Annotated in this window: 3 protein-coding genes; all 3 read right to left on the bottom strand. The window is 55.7% G+C overall.

What is annotated here, in order from left to right; genetic code table 11:
• Positions 1-74: 74 nt before the first annotated feature.
• Complete coding sequence (locus VXM69_RS25315) at positions 75-14,204, bottom strand: non-ribosomal peptide synthase/polyketide synthase (protein WP_367189407.1); 14,130 nt, start codon at positions 14,202-14,204, stop codon at positions 75-77.
• Positions 14,201-20,674: an amino acid adenylation domain-containing protein gene (locus tag VXM69_RS25310; protein ID WP_367189406.1), complete on the bottom strand. Its 6,474-nt coding sequence runs from the start codon at positions 20,672-20,674 to the stop codon at positions 14,201-14,203. Before VXM69_RS25310 ends, VXM69_RS25315 begins: the two co-directional genes overlap by 4 nt.
• A gap of 69 nt (positions 20,675-20,743) precedes the next feature.
• On the bottom strand, positions 20,744-21,814 hold the full coding sequence (locus tag VXM69_RS25305; RefSeq protein ID WP_321968471.1) for a class I SAM-dependent methyltransferase: 1,071 nt from the start codon (positions 21,812-21,814) through the stop codon (positions 20,744-20,746).
• Positions 21,815-21,824: the final 10 nt, after the last annotated feature.

The raw sequence follows: 21,824 nt of genomic DNA, 5'->3' as shown, positions 1-21,824 counted from the left end.
ACCCACTGCTGTTGATGGCGCACTTGAAACGGCCGTCATGTCCTGCCGTTTTGAAATTTTGTTGAGCTTCATATTTATAACTCCCACACTCGCTCATTAGACTCGGCCTCTGTCCCTTGGTGCAATGGAATAATCTGAGGAAGCTCCTGTGGGATAATCTGCTCCGATGCCGCCCGCATGGCCAACCCCTCCACCGTCGGTGTCTCGAACACGGCTTTCAGAGGCAACTCCAGTTCCAGTTCTCGACGCAGCTTGGAGATCACTTGCGTCGCCAGCAGTGAATGTCCGCCCAATTCGAAGAAGTTGTCGTGGATTCCTACGCGGTCAAGTTTGAGCACCTCTGCCCATACCTGCGCTATCACCTCTTCCGTCTGTGTCCTCGGTGCGACGTATCCCTGCTCCCCTCGGCTCATCTCCGGCGCCGGCAGCCTCCTGCGGTCCACCTTCCCGTTCGGTGTCAGCGGCATCTCCTGCAACAGCACGAAATGCGCCGGTACCATGTACTCCGGTACGCTCCTTTGCAGATGTGCTCGCAGCCTCGATACCTCAAGCTCTTCGCCCTCCTGCGCACCCACTACGTACGCCACCAGCCGCTTCTCTCCAGGTTCGTCTTCACGGGCAAGCACCACCGCCTCTTGCACGCCCTCAAACCCGCTGAGCGCCGCCTCGATCTCACCCAACTCAATACGAAACCCTCGAATCTTGACCTGCTGGTCGATTCGTCCCAGGTAGTCGATGTTGCCGTCCGGTAAATAACGTGCAAGGTCTCCGGTGCGATACATGCGCGAACCTCGCGCACCGTACGGATTGGGCACAAACCGCTCCGCCGTCAGCCCGGGCCGGTTCAGGTACCCGCGTGCCAGACCAGCGCCTGCTATGTACAACTCCCCGGCCACTCCTATCGGTACCGGGTTCAGTTCACCGTCAAGAATGTAGATCTGCGTATTAAAGATTGGGCGCCCGATATTAGGACGGGCTGCTTGCAGCGCTTCGCCGTATGTAGTAGTCATAGTGCATTCAGTTGGCCCGTACTGGTTAACCAACCGCACCTGACTTCCGAACAGTGCTCTAGCGGTCGTTGCGATGGCCTCGGTAAGCTCCTCCCCGGACACAAGTGCTATGCGAAGGCTGTAATCTTCTTTTCGTGGCATGGCAGCGATAGCAGCCAACATGGATGGAGTAATGCTCAGTATCTGCGTGATTCCAAGTGTATATAGCTTCTGCGAGATTGCTTCGGGATTACCAGATTCCAACGGATTCAGTAAGTACAATTGCCCGCCAGTTATCAACGTTCCAAACATATCTCTAACAGAGGCATCGAAAGCAAATGTTGGAAGCTGAAGTGTCCTATCGCTCGCTGTTGGTTGGTACCTGCCAATGATATGTCTGAGATAGTTGATGGCGCCTCCCATGCGAGTCATTACGCCCTTAGGCCTACCTGTAGATCCCGAGGTGTAGATGACGTACGCCAGGTGCTCGGGGTGCGTGACATTGGGCAGGTTCTGCTGCGACACCTGCTCAAGCTCCGACCACTGACTGTCCAGACAAAATGTCGGCACACCCTGCATCGGCAACGCCCCCAGCAACTCACTTTGCGTGAGCACCAGCACCGGCCTCGCATCACCCAGCATGAACTCCAACCGCTCTCGCGGATAAGCCGGATCCAGCGGTACATACGCACCGCCCGCCTTCAAGATCCCCAGCAACCCCACCACCATCTCCAGGCTGCGCTCCACGCAAATACCTACCAGACTGTCCGCCCCAACCCCGCGCCCGCGCAGGTAGTGCCCCAGCCGGTTTGCCCGCTCGTTGAGCTCCCCGTAGGTCAGTTGCTCGTCCTCAAACACCACCGCCACGCTATCCGGGCTGCGCTCCACCTGCGCCTCGAACAACTCGTGAATCGTCTGCTCCCGGTCGTACGTCACCCGCGTGTCGTTCCACTCCACCAGCACTTGATGACGCTCCTGATCGTCCAGCATCTGAAGGTCACCCAGCCTCTTGCGCGGATCCGCCACCACCTCCTGCATCAGCCGTCGCAGATGCCCAACCATCCGCTCGATCGTCTGTACATCGAACAGATCCGTGTTGTATTCCAGCGCACCGTACAACTGCCCCTGCGACTCCGTGAAGCTCAGCGTCAAGTCAAACTTGGCCGTCGCACTGTCCGAGGACATCGGCTGCAGATTCAACTGCGGCAACTCCAGCTCGCCCATCGGGGCGTTCTGCAACACCAGCATCACCTGGAACAGCGGCGAATGGCTCATATGCCGCTGCGGCTTGAGAACCTCCACCAACTGCTCGAACGGCACATCCTGATTCGCATACGCCTCCAGGGCCGTCTTGCGCACCTGCTCGAGCAAGCCCGCAAACGTCTCATCCCCCGACACCCGCGTCATAAGCACCAGCGTGTTGACGAAGAAACCAATGAGGTTCTCGATCTCAGTCCGGTTGCGGTTTGCGATCGGCGTACCTATGCAGATGTCCGCCTGCCCCGAATAACGCTCCAGCAGTACGTTGAACACCGCAGTCAGCACCATGAACAACGTCGCCTGCGTCTGCCGCCCCAACTCCTGCAGCCCTGCCGTCAGCGGCGCATCCAGCACAAACTCCAGTGTCGCTCCACGGTGGCTTTGCACCACCGGCCTCGGCCTGTCCGTTGGCAAACTCAGCAGCGTCGGCGCCTCCTGCAACTGCTGCTTCCAGTAACCGAGCTGCCGCTCCAGCACCTCTCCACTGAGCCACTGGCGTTGCCAGTGCGCAAAATCCGCATACTGGATCGCCAGCGGCGGCAGCGGCGATGCCTGACCGTTCACATATGCCGCGTACAGCGCCGCCACTTCGCGAACCAGCACCCCCATCGACCACCCATCGGAGACAATGTGGTGCATCGTAAGCAACAGCAGATGGTCCTGTTCATCCAACCGGATTACCCGGGCCCGGATCAATGGTCCTTCGCTCAGATCGAATGGCTGCTGTGCCTCTTGCTGTGCAAGCTCTCGTGCCCGCACCTCCCGCTGCGAGGGCGGCAGGTCGCTCAAATCCTCAACCTCCAGCGGCACTTCTTGCAACTCAGAGATCACCTGTGCCGGCTGTGCGTCGACCACGATAAATGTAGTGCGCAGTATCTCGTGCCGACGAACCACGTCATTAAAGGTCTTCTCTAGCGCATCAAGACTCAGCGTCCCTTCCAACCGTAGCGCCACCGGGATGTTGTAGTTCGCACTGCGCTCATCAAGCTGGTCCAGGAACCATAGCCGCTCCTGCGCAAATGACAGTGCCAATGACTGTTGCCTCGATACCGCCACCATGGGCAGCGCGTCTCCAAGCGACACCTCCGACGCCGCCCGCACGGCCAGTCCTTCCACCGTTGGCGTCTCGAACACGGCTTTCAGAGGCAACTCCAGTTCCAGTTCTCGACGCAGCTTGGAGATCACTTGCGTCGCCAGCAGTGAATGTCCGCCCAATTCGAAGAAGTTGTCGTGGATTCCTACGCGGTCAAGTTTGAGCACCTCTGCCCATACCTGCGCTATCACCTCTTCCGTCTGTGTCCTCGGTGCGACGTATCCCTGCTCCCCTCGGCTCATCTCCGGCGCCGGCAGCCTCCTGCGGTCCACCTTCCCGTTCGGTGTCAGCGGCATCTCCTGCAACAGCACGAAATGCGCCGGTACCATGTACTCCGGTACGCTCCTTTGCAGATGTGCTCGCAGCCTCGATACCTCAAGCTCTTCGCCCTCCTGCGCACCCACTACGTACGCCACCAGCCGCTTCTCTCCAGGTTCGTCTTCACGGGCAAGCACCACCGCCTCTTGCACGCCCTCAAACCCGCTGAGCGCCGCCTCGATCTCACCCAACTCAATACGAAACCCTCGAATCTTGACCTGCTGGTCGATTCGTCCCAGGTAGTCGATGTTGCCGTCCGGTAAATAACGTGCAAGGTCTCCGGTGCGATACATGCGCGAACCTCGCGCACCGTACGGATTGGGCACAAACCGCTCCGCCGTCAGCCCGGGCCGGTTCAGATACCCGCGCGCCAGACCAGCGCCTGCTATGTACAACTCCCCGGCCACTCCTATCGGTACCGGGTTCAGTTCACCGTCAAGAATGTAGATCTGCGTATTAAAGATTGGCGTGCCGATGGATGGTGGCAGCGGACCATCAAAATCGAGGTTATCTCGCAAAGTCAATGCGGTTACCACATGGGTTTCGGACGGGCCATAGAGATTATGGAGTCGCCGGCCGCCTCGTCCCTGCACGAAGTTAGAGATCGCACTTGTCGCTGTCAGAGCCTCACCTGTCGCAATCACTTCAACTAGCGAGGAAAGTGACTGTTTGGCCCCCTGCAGCCACACTGCCATCGCCTGCAAAATTGCGACTGGAAACATGGCTGCTTGAATTTGATAAACATTGACGTAGGTACAAAGGCTCTCGATGTTTGTGCGTATCTCTTCTGCAACCACAAAAATGGTTGCGCCTTTCGCTAGTGAAGTAAAAATTTCATAGAAACTCGCATCAAAACTTAGAGACGCCAATGCTAAACCGTGTTTAGGCTTAGGCAATGCGCGGTCACTCCAGTCCAGCAAATTTACAAGGGCTACGTGGGGTAAAGAAGCGCCTTTCGGCTTGCCGGTAGATCCTGAGGTATAAGTGACATAAGCCAGGTGCTCGGGGTGCGTGACATTGGGCAGGTTCTGCTGCGACACCTGCTCAAGCTCCGACCACTGACTGTCCAGACAGAATGTCGGCACACCCTGCATCGGCAACGCCCCCAGCAACTCACTTTGCGTGAGCACCAGCACCGGCCTCGCATCACCCAGCATGAACTCCAACCGCTCCCGCGGATAAGCCGGATCCAGCGGTACATACGCACCGCCCGCCTTCAAGATCCCCAGCAACCCCACCACCATCTCCAGGCTGCGCTCCACGCAAATACCTACCAGACTGTCCGCCCCAACCCCGCGCCCGCGCAGGTAGTGCCCCAGCCGGTTTGCCCGCTCGTTGAGCTCCCCGTAGGTCAGTTGCTCGCCCTCAAACACCACCGCCACGCTATCCGGGCTGCGCTCCACCTGCGCCTCGAACAACTCGTGAATCGTCTGCTCCCGGTCATACGTCACCCGCGTGTCGTTCCACTCCACCAGCACTTGATGACGCTCCTGATCGTCCAGCATCTGAAGGTCACCCAGCCTCTTGCGCGGATCCGCCACCACCTCCTGCATCAGCCGTCGCAGATGCCCAACCATCCGCTCGATCGTCTGTACATCGAACAGATCCGTGTTGTATTCCAGCGCACCGTACAACTGCCCCTGCGACTCCGTGAAGCTCAGCGTCAAGTCAAACTTGGCCGTCGCACTGTCCGAGGACATCGGCTGCAGATTCAACTGCGGCAACTCCAGCTCGCCCATCGGGGCGTTCTGCAACACCAGCATCACCTGGAACAGCGGCGAATGGCTCATATGCCGCTGCGGCTTGAGAACCTCCACCAACTGCTCGAACGGCACATCCTGATTCGCATACGCCTCCAGGGCCGTCTTGCGCACCTGCCCGAGCAAGCCCGCAAACGTCTCATCCCCCGACACCCGCGTCCTAAGCACCAGCGTGTTGACGAAGAAACCAATGAGGTTCTCGATCTCAGTCCGGTTGCGGTTTGCGATCGGCGTACCTATGCAGATGTCCGCCTGCCCCGAATAACGCTCCAGCAGTACGTTGAACACCGCAGTCAGCACCATGAACAACGTCGCCTGCGTCTGCCGCCCCAACTCCTGCAGCCCTGCCGTCAGCGGCGCATCCAGCACAAACTCCAGTGTCGCTCCACGGTGGCTTTGCACCACCGGCCTCGGCCTGTCCGTTGGCAAACTCAGCAGCGTCGGCGCCTCCTGCAACTGCTGCTTCCAGTAACCGAGCTGCCGCTCCAGCACCTCTCCACTAAGCCACTGGCGTTGCCAGTGCGCAAAATCCGCATACTGGATCGCCAGCGGCGGCAGCGGCGATGCCTGACCGTTCACATATGCCGCGTACAGCGCCGCCACTTCGCGAACCAGCACCCCCATCGACCACCCATCGGAGACAATGTGGTGCATCGTAAGCAACAGCAGATGGTCCTGTTCATCCAACCGGATTACCCGGGCCCGGATCAATGGTCCTTCGCTCAGATCGAATGGCTGCTGTGCCTCTTGCTGTGCAAACTCTCGTGCCCGCACCTCCCGCTGCGAGGGCGGCAGGTCGCTCAAATCCTCAACCTCCAGCGGCACATCCATGTGCTGCCGGATCAGTTGCCTTGGCAATCCCTCAATCGTCTCGAATGTTGTACGCAGCGACTCATGACGTTCCACCACCTCCTGCAGCACGCTCGCCAGCAACCGAACCTGTAGCCTTCCCTCGAGCCGCAATGCCACCGGGATGTTGTAGTTCGCACTGCGACCATCAAGCTGGTCCAGGAACCATAGCCGCTCCTGCGCAAATGACAGTGCCAATGACTGTTGCCTCGATACCGCCACCATGGGCAGCGCGTCTCCAAGCGACACCTCCGACGCCGCCCGCACGGCCAGTCCTTCCACCGTTGGCGTCTCGAACACGGCTTTCAGAGGCAACTCCAGTTCCAGTTCTCGACGCAGCTTGGAGATCACTTGCGTCGCCAGCAGTGAATGTCCGCCCAATTCGAAGAAGTTGTCGTGGATTCCTACGCGGTCAAGTTTGAGCACCTCTGCCCATACCTGCGCTATCACCTCTTCCGTCTGTGTCCTCGGTGCGACGTATCCCTGCTCCCCTCGGCTCATCTCCGGCGCCGGCAGCCTCCTGCGGTCCACCTTCCCGTTCGGTGTCAGCGGCATCTCCTGCAACAGCACGAAATGCGCCGGTACCATGTACTCCGGTACGCTCCTTTGCAGATGTGCTCGCAGCCTCGATACCTCAAGCTCTTCGCCCTCCTGCGCACCCACTACGTACGCCACCAGCCGCTTCTCTCCAGGTTCGTCTTCACGGGCAAGCACCACCGCCTCTTGCACGCCCTCAAACCCGCTGAGCGCCGCCTCGATCTCACCCAACTCAATACGAAACCCTCGAATCTTGACCTGCTGGTCGATTCGTCCCAGGTAGTCGATGTTGCCGTCCGGTAAATAGCGTGCAAGGTCTCCGGTGCGATACATGCGCGAACCTCGCGCACCGTACGGATTGGGCACAAACCGCTCCGCCGTCAGCCCGGGCTGGTTCAGGTACCCGCGTGCCAGACCAGCGCCTGCTATGTACAACTCCCCGGCCACTCCTATCGGTACCGGGTTCAGTTCACCATCAAGGATGTAGATCTGTGTGTTCGCCAGCGGTTTCCCAATCGGGATGCTTGTTGTGAGCTGCAATGGATCGAATTGGTACCGAGATACCACGTCCGAAGCTTCCGTTGGACCATAAGTATTGTAACAACTGGGCCATTGTGTCCCGGTGCCAAATCCATCTGTGAGTAAATGGACTTGAATCGGTTCTCCGCCCAGAAACAGCACTCTCAACGCCCACGTGTGATGATTGGTACCACATTGCATTAATGGATAAAACGCGCTCGGAGCGCAATTTAATATCGAAATTCGACAATTGGAAATGTAAGCGGAGACAGATTGATGATCATATACATTACACCCCATATGCACGGTTCCACCGACCGCGAGAGGAGCAAATAAGTTCTTCTGCGTAAGATCAAAGCTGATTGAAGAATAAATCAAGCTCGAATCAACATGGGATATATCAAAGTCGTAAATAAACGCTCGGATCAAGTTGCTCAAGCCATGGCTTGAGATGGCAGCACCCTTAGGCCTACCTGTAGATCCCGAGGTGTAGATGACGTACGCCAGGTGCTCGGGGTGCGTGACATTGGGCAGGTTCTGCTGCGACACCTGCTCAAGCTCCGACCACTGACTGTCCAGACAAAATGTCGGCACACCCTGCATCGGCAACGCCCCCAGCAACTCACTTTGCGTGAGCACCAGCACCGGCCTCGCATCACCCAGCATGAACTCCAACCGCTCCCGCGGATAAGCCGGATCCAGCGGTACATACGCACCGCCCGCCTTCAAGATCCCCAGCAACCCCACCACCATCTCCAGGCTGCGCTCCACGCAAATACCTACCAGACTGTCCGCCCCAACCCCGCGCCCGCGCAGGTAGTGCCCCAGCCGGTTTGCCCGCTCGTTGAGCTCCCCGTAGGTCAGTTGCTCGTCCTCAAACACCACCGCCACGCTATCCGGGCTGCGCTCCACCTGCGCCTCGAACAACTCGTGAATCGTCTGCTCCCGGTCGTACGTCACCCGCGTGTCGTTCCACTCCACCAGCACTTGATGACGCTCCTGATCGTCCAGCATCTGAAGGTCACCCAGCCTCTTGCGCGGATCCGCCACCACCTCCTGCATCAGCCGTCGCAGATGCCCAACCATCCGCTCGATCGTCTGTACATCGAACAGATCCGTGTTGTATTCCAGCGCACCGTACAACTGCCCCTGCGACTCCGTGAAGCTCAGCGTCAAGTCAAACTTGGCCGTCGCACTGTCCGAGGACATCGGCTGCAGATTCAACTGCGGCAACTCCAGCTCGCCCATCGGGGCGTTCTGCAACACCAGCATCACCTGGAACAGCGGCGAATGGCTCATATGCCGCTGCGGCTTGAGAACCTCCACCAACTGCTCGAACGGCACATCCTGATTCGCATACGCCTCCAGGGCCGTCTTGCGCACCTGCTCGAGCAAGCCCGCAAACGTCTCATCCCCCGACACCCGCGTCCTAAGCACCAGCGTGTTGACGAAGAAACCAATGAGGTTCTCGATCTCAGTCCGGTTGCGGTTTGCGATCGGCGTACCTATGCAGATGTCCGCCTGCCCCGAATAACGCTCCAGCAGTACGTTGAACACCGCAGTCAGCACCATGAACAACGTCGCCTGCGTCTGCCGCCCCAACTCCTGCAGCCCTGCCGTCAGCGGCGCATCCAGCACAAACTCCAGTGTCGCTCCACGGTGGCTTTGCACCACCGGCCTCGGCCTGTCCGTTGGCAAACTCAGCAGCGTCGGCGCCTCCTGCAACTGCTGCTTCCAGTAACCGAGCTGCCGCTCCAGCACCTCTCCACTAAGCCACTGGCGTTGCCAGTGCGCAAAATCCGCATACTGGATCGCCAGCGGCGGCAGCGGCGATGCCTGACCGTTCACATATGCCGCGTACAGCGCCGCCACTTCGCGAACCAGCACCCCCATCGACCACCCATCGGAGACAATGTGGTGCATCGTAAGCAACAGCAGATGGTCCTGTTCATCCAACCGGATTACCCGGGCCCGGATCAATGGTCCTTCGCTCAGATCGAATGGCTGCTGTGCCTCTTGCTGTGCAAGCTCTCGTGCCCGCACCTCCCGCTGCGAGGGCGGCAGGTCGCTCAAATCCTCAACCTCCAGCGGTACATCCATGTGCTGCCGGATCAGTTGCCTTGGCAATCCCTCAATCGTCTCGAATGTTGTACGCAGCGACTCATGACGTTCCACCACCTCCTGCAGCACGCTCGCCAGCAACCGAACCTGTAGCCTTCCCTCGAGCCGCAATGCCACCGGGATGTTGTAGTTCGCACTGCGCTCATCAAGCTGGTCCAGGAACCATAGCCGCTCCTGCGCAAATGACAGTGCCAATGACTGTTGCCTCGATACCGCCACCATGGGCAGCGCGTCTCCAAGCGACACCTCCGACGCCGCCCGCACGGCCAGTCCTTCCACCGTTGGCGTCTCGAACACGGCTTTCAGAGGCAACTCCAGTTCCAGTTCTCGACGCAGCTTGGAGATCACTTGCGTCGCCAGCAGTGAATGTCCGCCCAATTCGAAGAAGTTGTCGTGGATTCCTACGCGGTCGAGTTTGAGCACCTCTGCCCATACCTGCGCTATCACCTCTTCCGTCTGTGTCCTCGGTGCGACGTATCCCTGCTCCCCTCGGCTCATCTCCGGCGCCGGCAGCCTCCTGCGGTCCACCTTCCCGTTCGGGGTCAACGGCATCTCCTGCAACAGCACGAAGTGCGCCGGTACCATGTACTCCGGTACGCTCCTTTGCAGATGTGCCCGCAGATCATCCTTCAGCATAGAAGTAGGATCCAGACCGACCGGATTATTGGTCATCCGTCCACCCCTTTTCTCAGATGGCAGAGAGCTCCAGTCGACAGTTACTCTCTCTCGTGACAAGAAAAGATGTATTTCGCCCTCAGAATTCATTGCAAACTGACAGTTCCATCCCGCCTTTCCCGCTGCCTCGGAAATCTTCCAAAGATCGACTCCGTGATAATCCTCGCTCGATATCAATGAGCGGATCGACTCGATAGTAGATGACGCATCAGCATTCTCTTCAATGAGGCGAGCAGCATGCAGGTCTGGAGCAACTACACGATTCGTCAAACCAAGAATAGCCTTGCACTCACAACCCTCCTCTATACATTTTTCAAGAATCTCCTCCCCACTAAGGAGACTTCTCTCCCATGATGGCTTTATTTTTTCAATGCATGATTTATGGCCGACAGAAATGATCGCGTCATAGCGAAATTTAGTCATCTCGTTGGCATAAGGCGAAATCTTCGGAAGAATATGAACAGCTGAAATCCTAGGGAGGATCGACTTTAATTTTTGAAAAAACTCTGGATCTATCAACAACTCGGCTTCCAGATCATACATCTGGTTGATTTGCTCTCGAGCAGAAGCTGTCGACAGTTTTTCGCCTGCCCGTGCCATCACAACAGATGCATAAAATGCTGTTGATAAAGAGAGATTTCGTATATCCCCAACGAAGATATGCCCTCCATCGGAAGTCGCATTAACTGCGGCACTAAGCACCTCAATGAGATATGATTCTCCGGGGAAATATTGCGATACAGAATTTATAACAACGACATCAAACTCATTCTCACCAAATCCAACCCAATCATTGGCTGATTTGACAAACAATTCAACGTTTTCGTTATTTTTAGCCAGATCGGACTCCAACTGCCGAATAACTTCAGCAGAGATATCCGTTCCCACATACCGAGCGCAGTTTCCAACAATTTGATGTGCCAGCAATCCAGTGCCGCAACCTATCTCGATTAACTTCTCCGGCTTCAGCCCGAGGATGCGAGAAATCGTTGAAGACACCCATTCTTGCATCTGCTGATTTGGAATCGCACTTCCGTCAGAGCGAGTTGTCCACCCCGCTGTATTAAATTCTTTACCGATGACTGACTTATCTGCTTCCAAATAGATATTATCGAATGTCGCGGCCCACTGCATAACTCGCTCGTCACTTGGACGGTCTCGTTCGTTTAAAATAGGGCTCGAGACTACGTACGCCACCAGCCGCTTCTCTCCAGGTTCGTCTTCACGGGCAAGCACCACCGCCTCTTGCACGCCCTCAAACCCGCTGAGCGCCGCCTCGATCTCACCCAACTCAATACGAAACCCTCGAATCTTGACCTGCTGGTCGATTCGTCCCAGGTAGTCGATGTTGCCGTCCGGTAAATAGCGTGCAAGGTCTCCGGTGCGATACATGCGCGAACCTCGCGCACCGTACGGATTGGGCACAAACCGCTCCGCCGTCAGCCCGGGCCGGTTCAGATACCCGCGCGCCAGACCATCACCTGCTATGTACAACTCCCCGGCCACTCCTATCGGTACCGGGTTCAGTTCACCATCAAGGATGTAGATCTGTGTGTTCGCCAGCGGCCTACCGATATTCACTCCGCTAGAACAGTCGACTTGCCGATAGCTTGAGTAAGTGGTGTCCTCTGTTGGTCCGTAGAGGTTGAAGATCTGGGTGGTCGGGAAAGCCCTTTTCAGATGAGCTGTCAGTTCCTGGCTTAGTGGTTCCCCTGCGAGATTTATTACCTGCAAATCTGTCTCTCGCCATCCAAGTCGAGAAACAGCAGCGATAGCCGACGGGACTGTATTGATCAACCTTACTGCAGAGCCGATGAAGTCGCTCTGCACAACCTCCAGGATGTCTTTTACCAATAGACATTTACCACCCTTGGACAAGGGCGCAAACAGTTCAAAGACCGACAGATCGAAACAGATCGATGTAGAAGCAAGCACTCCCGCAAGGGCTTCATAACTAAATGTTTGTCCAGCCCATCCAAGAAACACTGCCGCAGCCTTGTGTCGGATCCCCACTCCCTTAGGCTTGCCTGTAGATCCCGAGGTGTAGATGACGTACGCCAGGTGCTCGGGGTGCGTGACGTTGGCCAGGTTCTGCTGCGGCATCTGCCCAAGCTCCGACCACTGACTGTCCAGACAGAATGTCGGCACACCCTGCATCGGCAACGCCCCCAGCAACTCACTTTGCGTGAGCACCAGCACCGGCCTCGCATCACCCAGCATGAACTCCAACCGCTCCCGCGGATAAGCCGGATCCAGCGGTACATACGCACCGCCCGCCTTCAAGATCCCCAGCAACCCCACCACCATCTCCAGGCTGCGCTCCACGCAAATACCTACCAGACTGTCCGCCCCAACCCCGCGCCCGCGCAGGTAGTGCCCCAGCCGGTTTGCCCGCTCGTTGAGCTCCCCGTAGGTCAGTTGCTCGCCCTCAAACACCACCGCCACGCTATCCGGGCTGCGCTCCACCTGCGCCTCGAACAACTCGTGAATCGTCTGCTCCCGGTCATACGTCACCCGCGTGTCGTTCCACTCCACCAGCACTTGATGACGCTCCTGATCGTCCAGCATCTGAAGGTCACCCAGCCTCTTGCGCGGATCCGCCACCACCTCCTGCATCAGCCGTCGCAGATGCCCAACCATCCGCTCGATCGTCTGTACATCGAACAGATCCGTGTTGTATTCCAGCGCACCGTACAACTGCCCCTGCGACTCCGTGAAGCTCAGCGTCAAGTCAAACTTGGCCGTCGCACTGTCCGAGGACATCGGCTGCAGATTCAACTGCGGCAACTCCAGCTCGCCCATCGGGGCGTTCTGCAACACCAGCATCACCTGGAACAGCGGCGAATGGCTCATATGCCGCTGCGGCTTGAGAACCTCCACCAACTGCTCGAACGGCACATCCTGATTCGCATACGCCTCCAGGGCCGTCTTGCGCACCTGCCCGAGCAAGCCCGCAAACGTCTCATCCCCCGACACCCGCGTCCTAAGCACCAGCGTGTTGACGAAGAAACCAATGAGGTTCTCGATCTCAGTCCGGTTGCGGTTTGCGATCGGCGTACCTATGCAGATGTCCGCCTGCCCCGAATAACGCTCCAGCAGTACGTTGAACACCGCAGTCAGCACCATGAACAACGTCGCCTGCGTCTGCCGCCCCAACTCCTGCAGCCCTGCCGTCAGCGGCGCATCCAGCACAAACTCCAGTGTCGCTCCACGGTGGCTTTGCACCACCGGCCTCGGCCTGTCCGTTGGCAAACTCAGCAGCGTCGGCGCCTCCTGCAACTGCTGCTTCCAGTAACCGAGCTGCCGCTCCAGCACCTCTCCACTAAGCCACTGGCGTTGCCAGTGCGCAAAATCCGCATACTGGATCGCCAGCGGCGGCAGCGGCGATGCCTGACCGTTCACATATGCCGCGTACAGCGCCGCCACTTCGCGAACCAGCACCCCCATCGACCACCCATCGGAGACAATGTGGTGCATCGTAAGCAACAGCAGATGGTCCTGTTCATCCAACCGGATTACCCGGGCCCGGATCAATGGTCCTTCGCTCAGATCGAATGGCTGCTGTGCCTCTTGCTGTGCAAGCTCTCGTGCCCGCACCTCCCGCTGCGAGGGCGGCAGGTCGCTCAAATCCTCAACCTCCAGCGGCACTTCTTGCAACTCAGAGATCACCTGTGCCGGCTGTGCGTCGACCACGATAAATGTAGTGCGCAGTATCTCGTGCCGACGAACCACGTCATTAAAGGTCTTCTCTAGCGCATCAAGACTCAGCGTCCCTTCTAACCGTAGCGCCACCGGGATGTTGTAGTTCGCACTGCGCTCATCAAGCTGGTCCAGGAACCATAGCCGCTCCTGCGCAAATGACAGTGCCAACGGCTTTTCACGTTGGTTCTCCTGCAGCCGATTTACCCGCCGTACACGACGCTCCGCGAGCAATGTTGCGAGTTCATCCCGATGAACCTTCAACAATTCGATTATTTGAAGACTCAACACACCGCGAGGTGCTCTGCATCGGACGTGTCCGTCAACGACCTCCAAACTTCCACCCGAATTTGAGACAAAGTCGATCAGGTCAAGTGCTTTCACAGGTTGATTTCCTCCATGTCCACCCCCGGAACCGATCCACCCCGTTTAATATCCCACTCGCGATACATTTGTAAAACTTCAAGAACACAAGGCTCATCCAAAAAGCGCATGAGATCCGGCTCGAAGTCAAATTCATTTGCTAAAGCATTAGAAATTCTCACAAGATCTAGCGAAGATGCCCCAGCAACCAGCAGATTCTCCCGCAAATCAAGAGTGGGAAGATGCAACGTCTCTCGAACAAGAACAACAATTCGCCTCTCTGTTTCACTCAACTCGGCGACATCATCAATTGAAGCATTATCCTCTGACCTATTTGCAACTAACACTGCTCTATCTACCTTCCCGTTCGCAGTCAATGGAAGAGAAGGAACAACCCAAATTTGGCTAGGAACCATATAGCGCGGCAACTGCGCCGAGATAAAATCTTTTAATCTATGGATTTCCAATTTTTCACCGGTACTCTCTACTACAAATGCAACCAACGTCTTAGATCCACTCTTCGTATCATCACTAACCACGACGGAGTTAGCGATCATAGGATATGAATCGATCACTGCCTCAATTTCCCCCAACTCGATGCGGTAACCATTAATTTTTACCTGATGATCTTCCCTGCCAAGGAACTCAATGCTTCCATCACTCATGTATCGCCCAAGATCTCCCGTTCGATATAAGCGAATTCCGGTTCTCGGATGCTGCACAAAACTTTGCATTGTCCGGCAATCATCATTCCAATATCCGGCTGCCAATCCACTTCCTGCAATGTAGATCTCCCCGACAGCATGAGTACATCTTTGACGCAACTCTTGATCTAGAACGAATACGCCTTGATTCCGCAGAGGCTTGCCATAAGGAATGCTTATCCATTCCTCCGGAAGTTCTTTAATCTCGTGAAAAATAGACCAAATTGATGCCTCGGTAGCACCACCAAGGCTAACAACCCTCGCATCTGGAAATATATTTTTTAATCGCTTTGCCAGAATTAATGGTATCCAATCACCTGACAAAAAAATTGTCCTTAGCGAAGACAGCTTTTCACAAGAATCCTTTGACGCACCATCGAGCAGCAATGTCATCAGCGCAGGAACACTATTCCAAAACGTAATAGCATGCTTTTCGACCTGATAACGCCAGAACCCCGGATTCATTGCCTCGGCGCTATTTAAAAGCACTACGCGACCGCCCACAGACAACAATCCGAATATGTCAAACACCGAAAGATCGAAGGTAAATGCCGATACCGCCAACACACTATCAGCATCAGTCAATCCATAGGAAGTGCAAATATCACAGATAGTGTTTACAGCCGAAAAATGCTGAATCATTACTCCTTTCGGCTTTCCCGTTGAACCCGAGGTATAGATAACATAGGCGAGATCTTCAGGACTAGGATTACATGACAGCCTTATTTCTTCATTTGAAATTGTAACTGTATCTGCATTCAATTTTTCGTTTCGCGAGTCAACCAGTGCTTCCGTTGTTTTGTCAACCAATACCACTCTGGCTCTCGAATCGACAATGACTCTGTTCACGCGCTCCGCAGGCCACTCTGCATCAATCGGCAAATACGCGGCACCGGAGTACAAAACGGCAAGGGCCGCGACAACCTGGTGCACGCCTCTATTTGTGCACACCCCAACCAGCTCGTTATTGCCAATCCCGGCTGTTTGCAGATGAAAAGCGAGATTTCTTGCACGAGTCCGCAACTCACCGTAAGTGATCTCTTCATCGCTTGACACAAGCGCTATTGCATCGGGGCGTGCAAGGGCCTGTGCTTCGAATCCGGCATGAAGAAGGCCCTTGGCTGGTAACACGTGTTGGACCGGATCTGATGTCAGCTCCAGCCCACGTCTCCGTGCATCCATGTCATTCGAGAGCTGCTCCAATCTGGTGACATAAGCAAGGAACATTTCATCTAACAGACCCAATTCAAAAAAATCGACAACGGAGTCCCAGACAATCGATATTTGATCGTCCCGTTCACTCAATTGATGATCGAGCCAGACTTGCGGAGTTTGAGTAATTGCATAATCTGGATCCATCAACAAATCAGAATCATTAAAATCCCTTGCAATTCCCATTGTACTAGTAAATACAACTGGCAAAAGCTGCTCTCGCATTCCTTTCCGGCGAGCTAACTCACGATTGATAGCCATCCCACTTAAAACCGAATTTTCAAGACCCAGAAAAATCTTTTTTTGAACAGATTTTGCACGCCCTTCAAAATCCATCACATTCGAATCGGACTTCAACATCATCATGGTGGTGAAATCACCTACGATATCGTCAATTTCCGGGTGAAGTGGTTGTCGATTGAAAGCTGTAACATTTAGAGTGAAATCTGGATCTTTACTCCAGTTCTCCAAAATTTCGATGAAGGCAGCAAGAATGAAGGCGGTTATGGTCACCCCCATGGATTTTGCCGAATCTCTTAATCGACAAGTCTCGATCTTATCAAAAATGCGAAACCGCCTTTCAAATTTATTATTATTTCTTGCGCCATTTACTTCACGCCTCGGGAGCGATGGAGGATGAGGCATCGATGGGAACTGGCCATCCCAATATTCGAGCACATTTTCTAAATTTGGTTTTGCCGATTTTTCCAAAGCAACGACATAATCACGAAAAGATATCGTCAGCGGGTGAAAATCAATCCGAGGATTCACATAAATAGCCTCAAATTCTCTTCTCAAAATTTCGGTGCTTCCCGCATCAATTATCAACGCATCCATATTAATTTGCAGCACAATCCGCGAGTTCGGCAAGCGTGTAGCGCAAACGTTAAACAGCGGCCAGGAATTCGGCATAAAAACTTGATGCGACTGAATTTCTCTAAATTCTTTACGCCGCGCCTCTGCTTCGACGGAATCGAGATTGCTCAAATCAAATAATTTGATCTGATAGTAAGGAACATGTTCCAAAATCGATTGATTACCTGTATCACTGAAAACCGCTCTCAGCATTCCGTGCCTTTGGACGAGTACGTTGATTGCTACCTCTACACGATTGATATCAATTTCCGGCAACTCGAACTCGGCGTAGACATGCGCACCGACCCCTCCGAGCTCTAGATCACCGTGACGGCCAACGAGATATGCCCGTTGAATATCAGTTACAGGAAATGGATCTTTCCATCCATCTGCATCGGAAAGAATTGGACTTGCACCACAGAAAATTGCACCCGCATCAGGAGCGTCTTTCGTGCCTCGAGATTCGCCAATTCGCTGGGCCAATTCCACAGGAGTGACGCTGTGGAAAAACGAGGATAATCGAACTTCCGTTGTTAGCCGCTGATTGATAAGATGCAATGCTTTGATTGCCAGCAGCGAATGTCCACCCAACTCGAAGAAGTTGTCGTGGATTCCTACGCGGTCAAGTTTGAGCACCTCTGCCCATACCTGCGCTATCACCTCTTCCGTCTGTGTCCTCGGTGCGACGTATCCCTGCTCTCCCCGACTCGTCTCCGGCGCCGGCAGTTTCCTGCGGTCCACCTTCCCGTTCGGTGTCAGCGGCATCTCCTGCAACAGCACGAAATGCGCCGGTACCATGTACTCCGGTACGCTCCTTTGCAGATGTGCCCGCAGCCTCGATACCTCAAGCTCTTCGCCCTCCTGCGCACCCACTACGTACGCCACCAGCCGCTTCTCTCCAGGTTCGTCTTCACGGGCAAGCACCACCGCCTCTTGCACGCCCTCAAACCCGCTGAGCGCCGCCTCGATCTCACCCAACTCAATACGAAACCCTCGAATCTTGACCTGCTGGTCGATTCGTCCCAGGTAGTCGATGTTGCCGTCCGGTAAATAACGTGCAAGGTCTCCGGTGCGATACATGCGCGAACCTCGCGCACCGTACGGATTGGGCACAAACCGCTCCGCCGTCAGCCCGGGCCGGTTCAGATACCCGCGCGCCAGACCAGCGCCTGCTATGTACAACTCCCCGGCCACTCCTATCGGTACCGGGTTCAGTTCACCGTCAAGGATGTATACGCTCAGATCGTTAATGGGCCGCCCCACCGATGATCCGAAGCTCGTGCGTTCTTTTAGATGCATCCAAGTCACATGGACGGTAGTCTCCGTGATCCCATACATATTGGTCAGCTCGACCCCACGCCGCTTCTGCAGCCAATCTCCCAGCGAGAGTTTGTCGATCGCCTCACCGCCAAAAATCACCCGTCGAAGCTGCAACTCGTTTGTAGCACCGCCCCCCAGATCTGCTTCCAGCAGAGCGTGAAATGCCGACGGCGTTTGATTCAACACGGTGACCCGTTCGCGCTGCAGAAGCCGCAGGAACTGTTCCGGACTTCTCGATACGATGAATGGAACCACGACCAACCTACCACCGTGCAGCAGCGCGCCCCACATCTCCCAAACGGAAAAATCAAACGCAAATGAGTGGAATAGGCACCAGACATCCTCTGGCCCGAAGCCAAAGCCCTCGGTCGCCGCGAGCAGTCGACAGAAATTGTGGTGGCTAATCCCCACTCCCTTGGGTCTGCCTGTAGATCCCGAGGTGTAGATGACGTACGCCAGGTGCTCGGGGTGCGTGACGTTGGCCAGGTTCTGCTGCGGCATCTGCCCAAGCTCCGACCACTGACTGTCCAGACAGAATGTCGGCACACCCTGCATCGGCAACGCCCCCAGCAACTCACTTTGCGTGAGCACCAGCACCGGCCTCGCATCACCCAGCATGAACTCCAACCGCTCCCGCGGATAAGCCGGATCCAGCGGTACATACGCACCGCCCGCCTTCAAGATCCCCAGCAACCCCACCACCATCTCCAGGCTGCGCTCCACGCAAATACCTACCAGACTGTCCGCCCCAACCCCGCGCCCGTGCAGGTAGTGCCCCAGCCGGTTTGCCCGCTCGTTGAGCTCCCCGTAGGTCAGTTGCTCGCCCTCAAACACCACCGCCACGCTATCCGGGCTGCGCTCCACCTGCGCCTCGAACAACTCGTGAATCGTCTGCTCCCGGTCATACGTCACCCGCGTGTCGTTCCACTCCACCAGCACTTGATGACGCTCCTGATCGTCCAGCATCTGAAGGTCACCCAGCCTCTTGCGCGGATCCGCCACCACCTCCTGCATCAGCCGTCGCAGATGCCCAACCATCCGCTCGATCGTCTGTACATCGAACAGATCCGTGTTGTATTCCAGCGCACCGTACAACTGCCCCTGCGACTCCGTGAAGCTCAGCGTCAAGTCAAACTTGGCCGTCGCACTGTCCGAGGACATCGGCTGCAGATTCAACTGCGGCAACTCCAGCTCGCCCATCGGGGCGTTCTGCAACACCAGCATCACCTGGAACAGCGGCGAATGGCTCATATGCCGCTGCGGCTTGAGAACCTCCACCAACTGCTCGAACGGCACATCCTGATTCGCATACGCCTCCAGGGCCGTCTTGCGCACCTGCCCGAGCAAGCCCGCAAACGTCTCATCCCCCGACACCCGCGTCCTAAGCACCAGCGTGTTGACGAAGAAACCAATGAGGTTCTCGATCTCAGTCCGGTTGCGGTTTGCGATCGGCGTACCTATGCAGATGTCCGCCTGCCCCGAATAACGCTCCAGCAGTACGTTGAACACCGCAGTCAGCACCATGAACAACGTCGCCTGCGTCTGCCGCCCCAACTCCTGCAGCCCTGCCGTCAGCGGCGCATCCAGCACAAACTCCAGTGTCGCTCCACGGTGGCTTTGCACCACCGGCCTCGGCCTGTCCGTTGGCAAACTCAGCAGCGTCGGCGCCTCCTGCAACTGCTGCTTCCAGTAACCGAGCTGCCGCTCCAGCACCTCTCCACTAAGCCACTGGCGTTGCCAGTGCGCAAAATCCGCATACTGGATCGCCAGCGGCGGCAGCGGCGATGCCTGACCGTTCACATATGCCGCGTACAGCGCCGCCACTTCGCGAACCAGCACCCCCATCGACCACCCATCGGAGACAATGTGGTGCATCGTAAGCAACAGCAGATGGTCCTGTTCATCCAACCGGATTACCCGGGCCCGGATCAATGGTCCTTCGCTCAGATCGAATGGCTGCTGTGCCTCTTGCTGTGCAAACTCTCGTGCCCGCACCTCCCGCTGCGAGGGCGGCAGGTCGCTCAAATCCTCAACCTCCAGCGGCACATCCATGTGCTGCCGGATCAGTTGCCTTGGCAATCCCTCAATCGTCTCGAATGTTGTACGCAGCGACTCATGACGTTCCACCACCTCCTGCAGCACGCTCGCCAGCAACCGAACCTGTAGCCTTCCCTCGAGCCGCAATGCCACCGGGATGTTGTAGTTCGCACTGCGCTCATCAAGCTGGTCCAGGAACCATAGCCGCTCCTGCGCAAATGACAGTGCCAATGACTGTTGCCTCGATACCGCCACCATGGGCAAGACATTCATCATTCCCTTGCTTGCTAACAACTCCTTCACGGCAGCGCGCTGCCCTTCATCGAGTCCCGAGTAATACGCCACAAACTCTTCTTTGTTCATATCAACGTACTATCCCTTTGTTGTATATGCCAAGATCGGCTGCATCGCATCAAAATCATCAAGCAATATTTAAAATCGGCTTGCCACAATAACAGCGTGCCCTAGAATTTCTTTGCATCGCGCATCCTCTGGGAACGAGCTCGTACAAGCTAGACCAGCGATACTCAACTTCTCCTTCCATTTAGATTCAGATATAAGCGTCCTGAACGTGTCAAGGCGCTCATCTTCAAAATCTGTAAATCCTGGCATCAACCCCGGAATCAGCATATGACTATCGCGATTCTCGATCAATTGTTCGTTTACGAACCAACCGTCCTCGTTGAGCAAATCCGCAAGATGGACGAGTGTTGCCTGCAAGTTCTTTGCACAATGCAGTACATCAAAGGCTAGAATAAGATCAAACCGCCCAACTATGCCACATTCTCGCGGGTTCTTGTTTATGTCGTAATCCAGATAACAAATATTCTCTACACCAGAAAATCGCTGCGCCGCTTGACGAAGAAGTGCTTTACTGATGTCCGTGTAAACATACTCATACTTTCCAAATCGCTCAAACAATGGAAAAATGTGCGCACTCAATCCTCCCATTCCAGCACCCACCTCAAGTATACGAAGCGTTTTACCACCATCAGCCCCAGCCACCCGAGTCGAGACAATTGATTTAGTGATTTCGTGCAAGTATTTAGAAACAGGGTCCGCATCATAATCGTCAGGCGTATAAGCCTTAAACCAATCTGGTCGAGCTGAGCCGAAGATAAATTCCAAAATATGTCGCCGACCAAGAACGACGTCAGTACAGATACGCACAATCTCCGGAACTCTTCCGTCCGAAATCGATTTTTTTTGAATCTCGGATTCCATTCGGGCATCACTAAAGCAACCCAGTGCACACGCCGTCTGAATCCATCTGGAAACCAGTTTTCGATAGGCCGGTCGAATTTTCAATTGGCTGACACAATCGGCCAACGAATTGGCACCAGCTAATTCACTATTCATCCCAAGCTCAACAAGGGAGTTAACAATTACCTCTATCGCCAGGCGATCGTTAGAGCCAGAGATCTTCTCTAACGCGACCCAGTCCAACATACCCTTATGGGCGCTAGAGCTTTTTGACGCTGCTTCGTAAGCTGCACCAACCATATCACTTTCT

Source organism: Burkholderia sp. Ed8 (assembly GCF_040761425.1).
Classification (GTDB): Bacteria; Pseudomonadota; Gammaproteobacteria; order Burkholderiales; family Burkholderiaceae; genus Burkholderia; species Burkholderia seminalis.
Note: the sequence above shows the minus strand (reverse complement) of the source record. Positions and strands in the feature narration are given on the sequence as shown.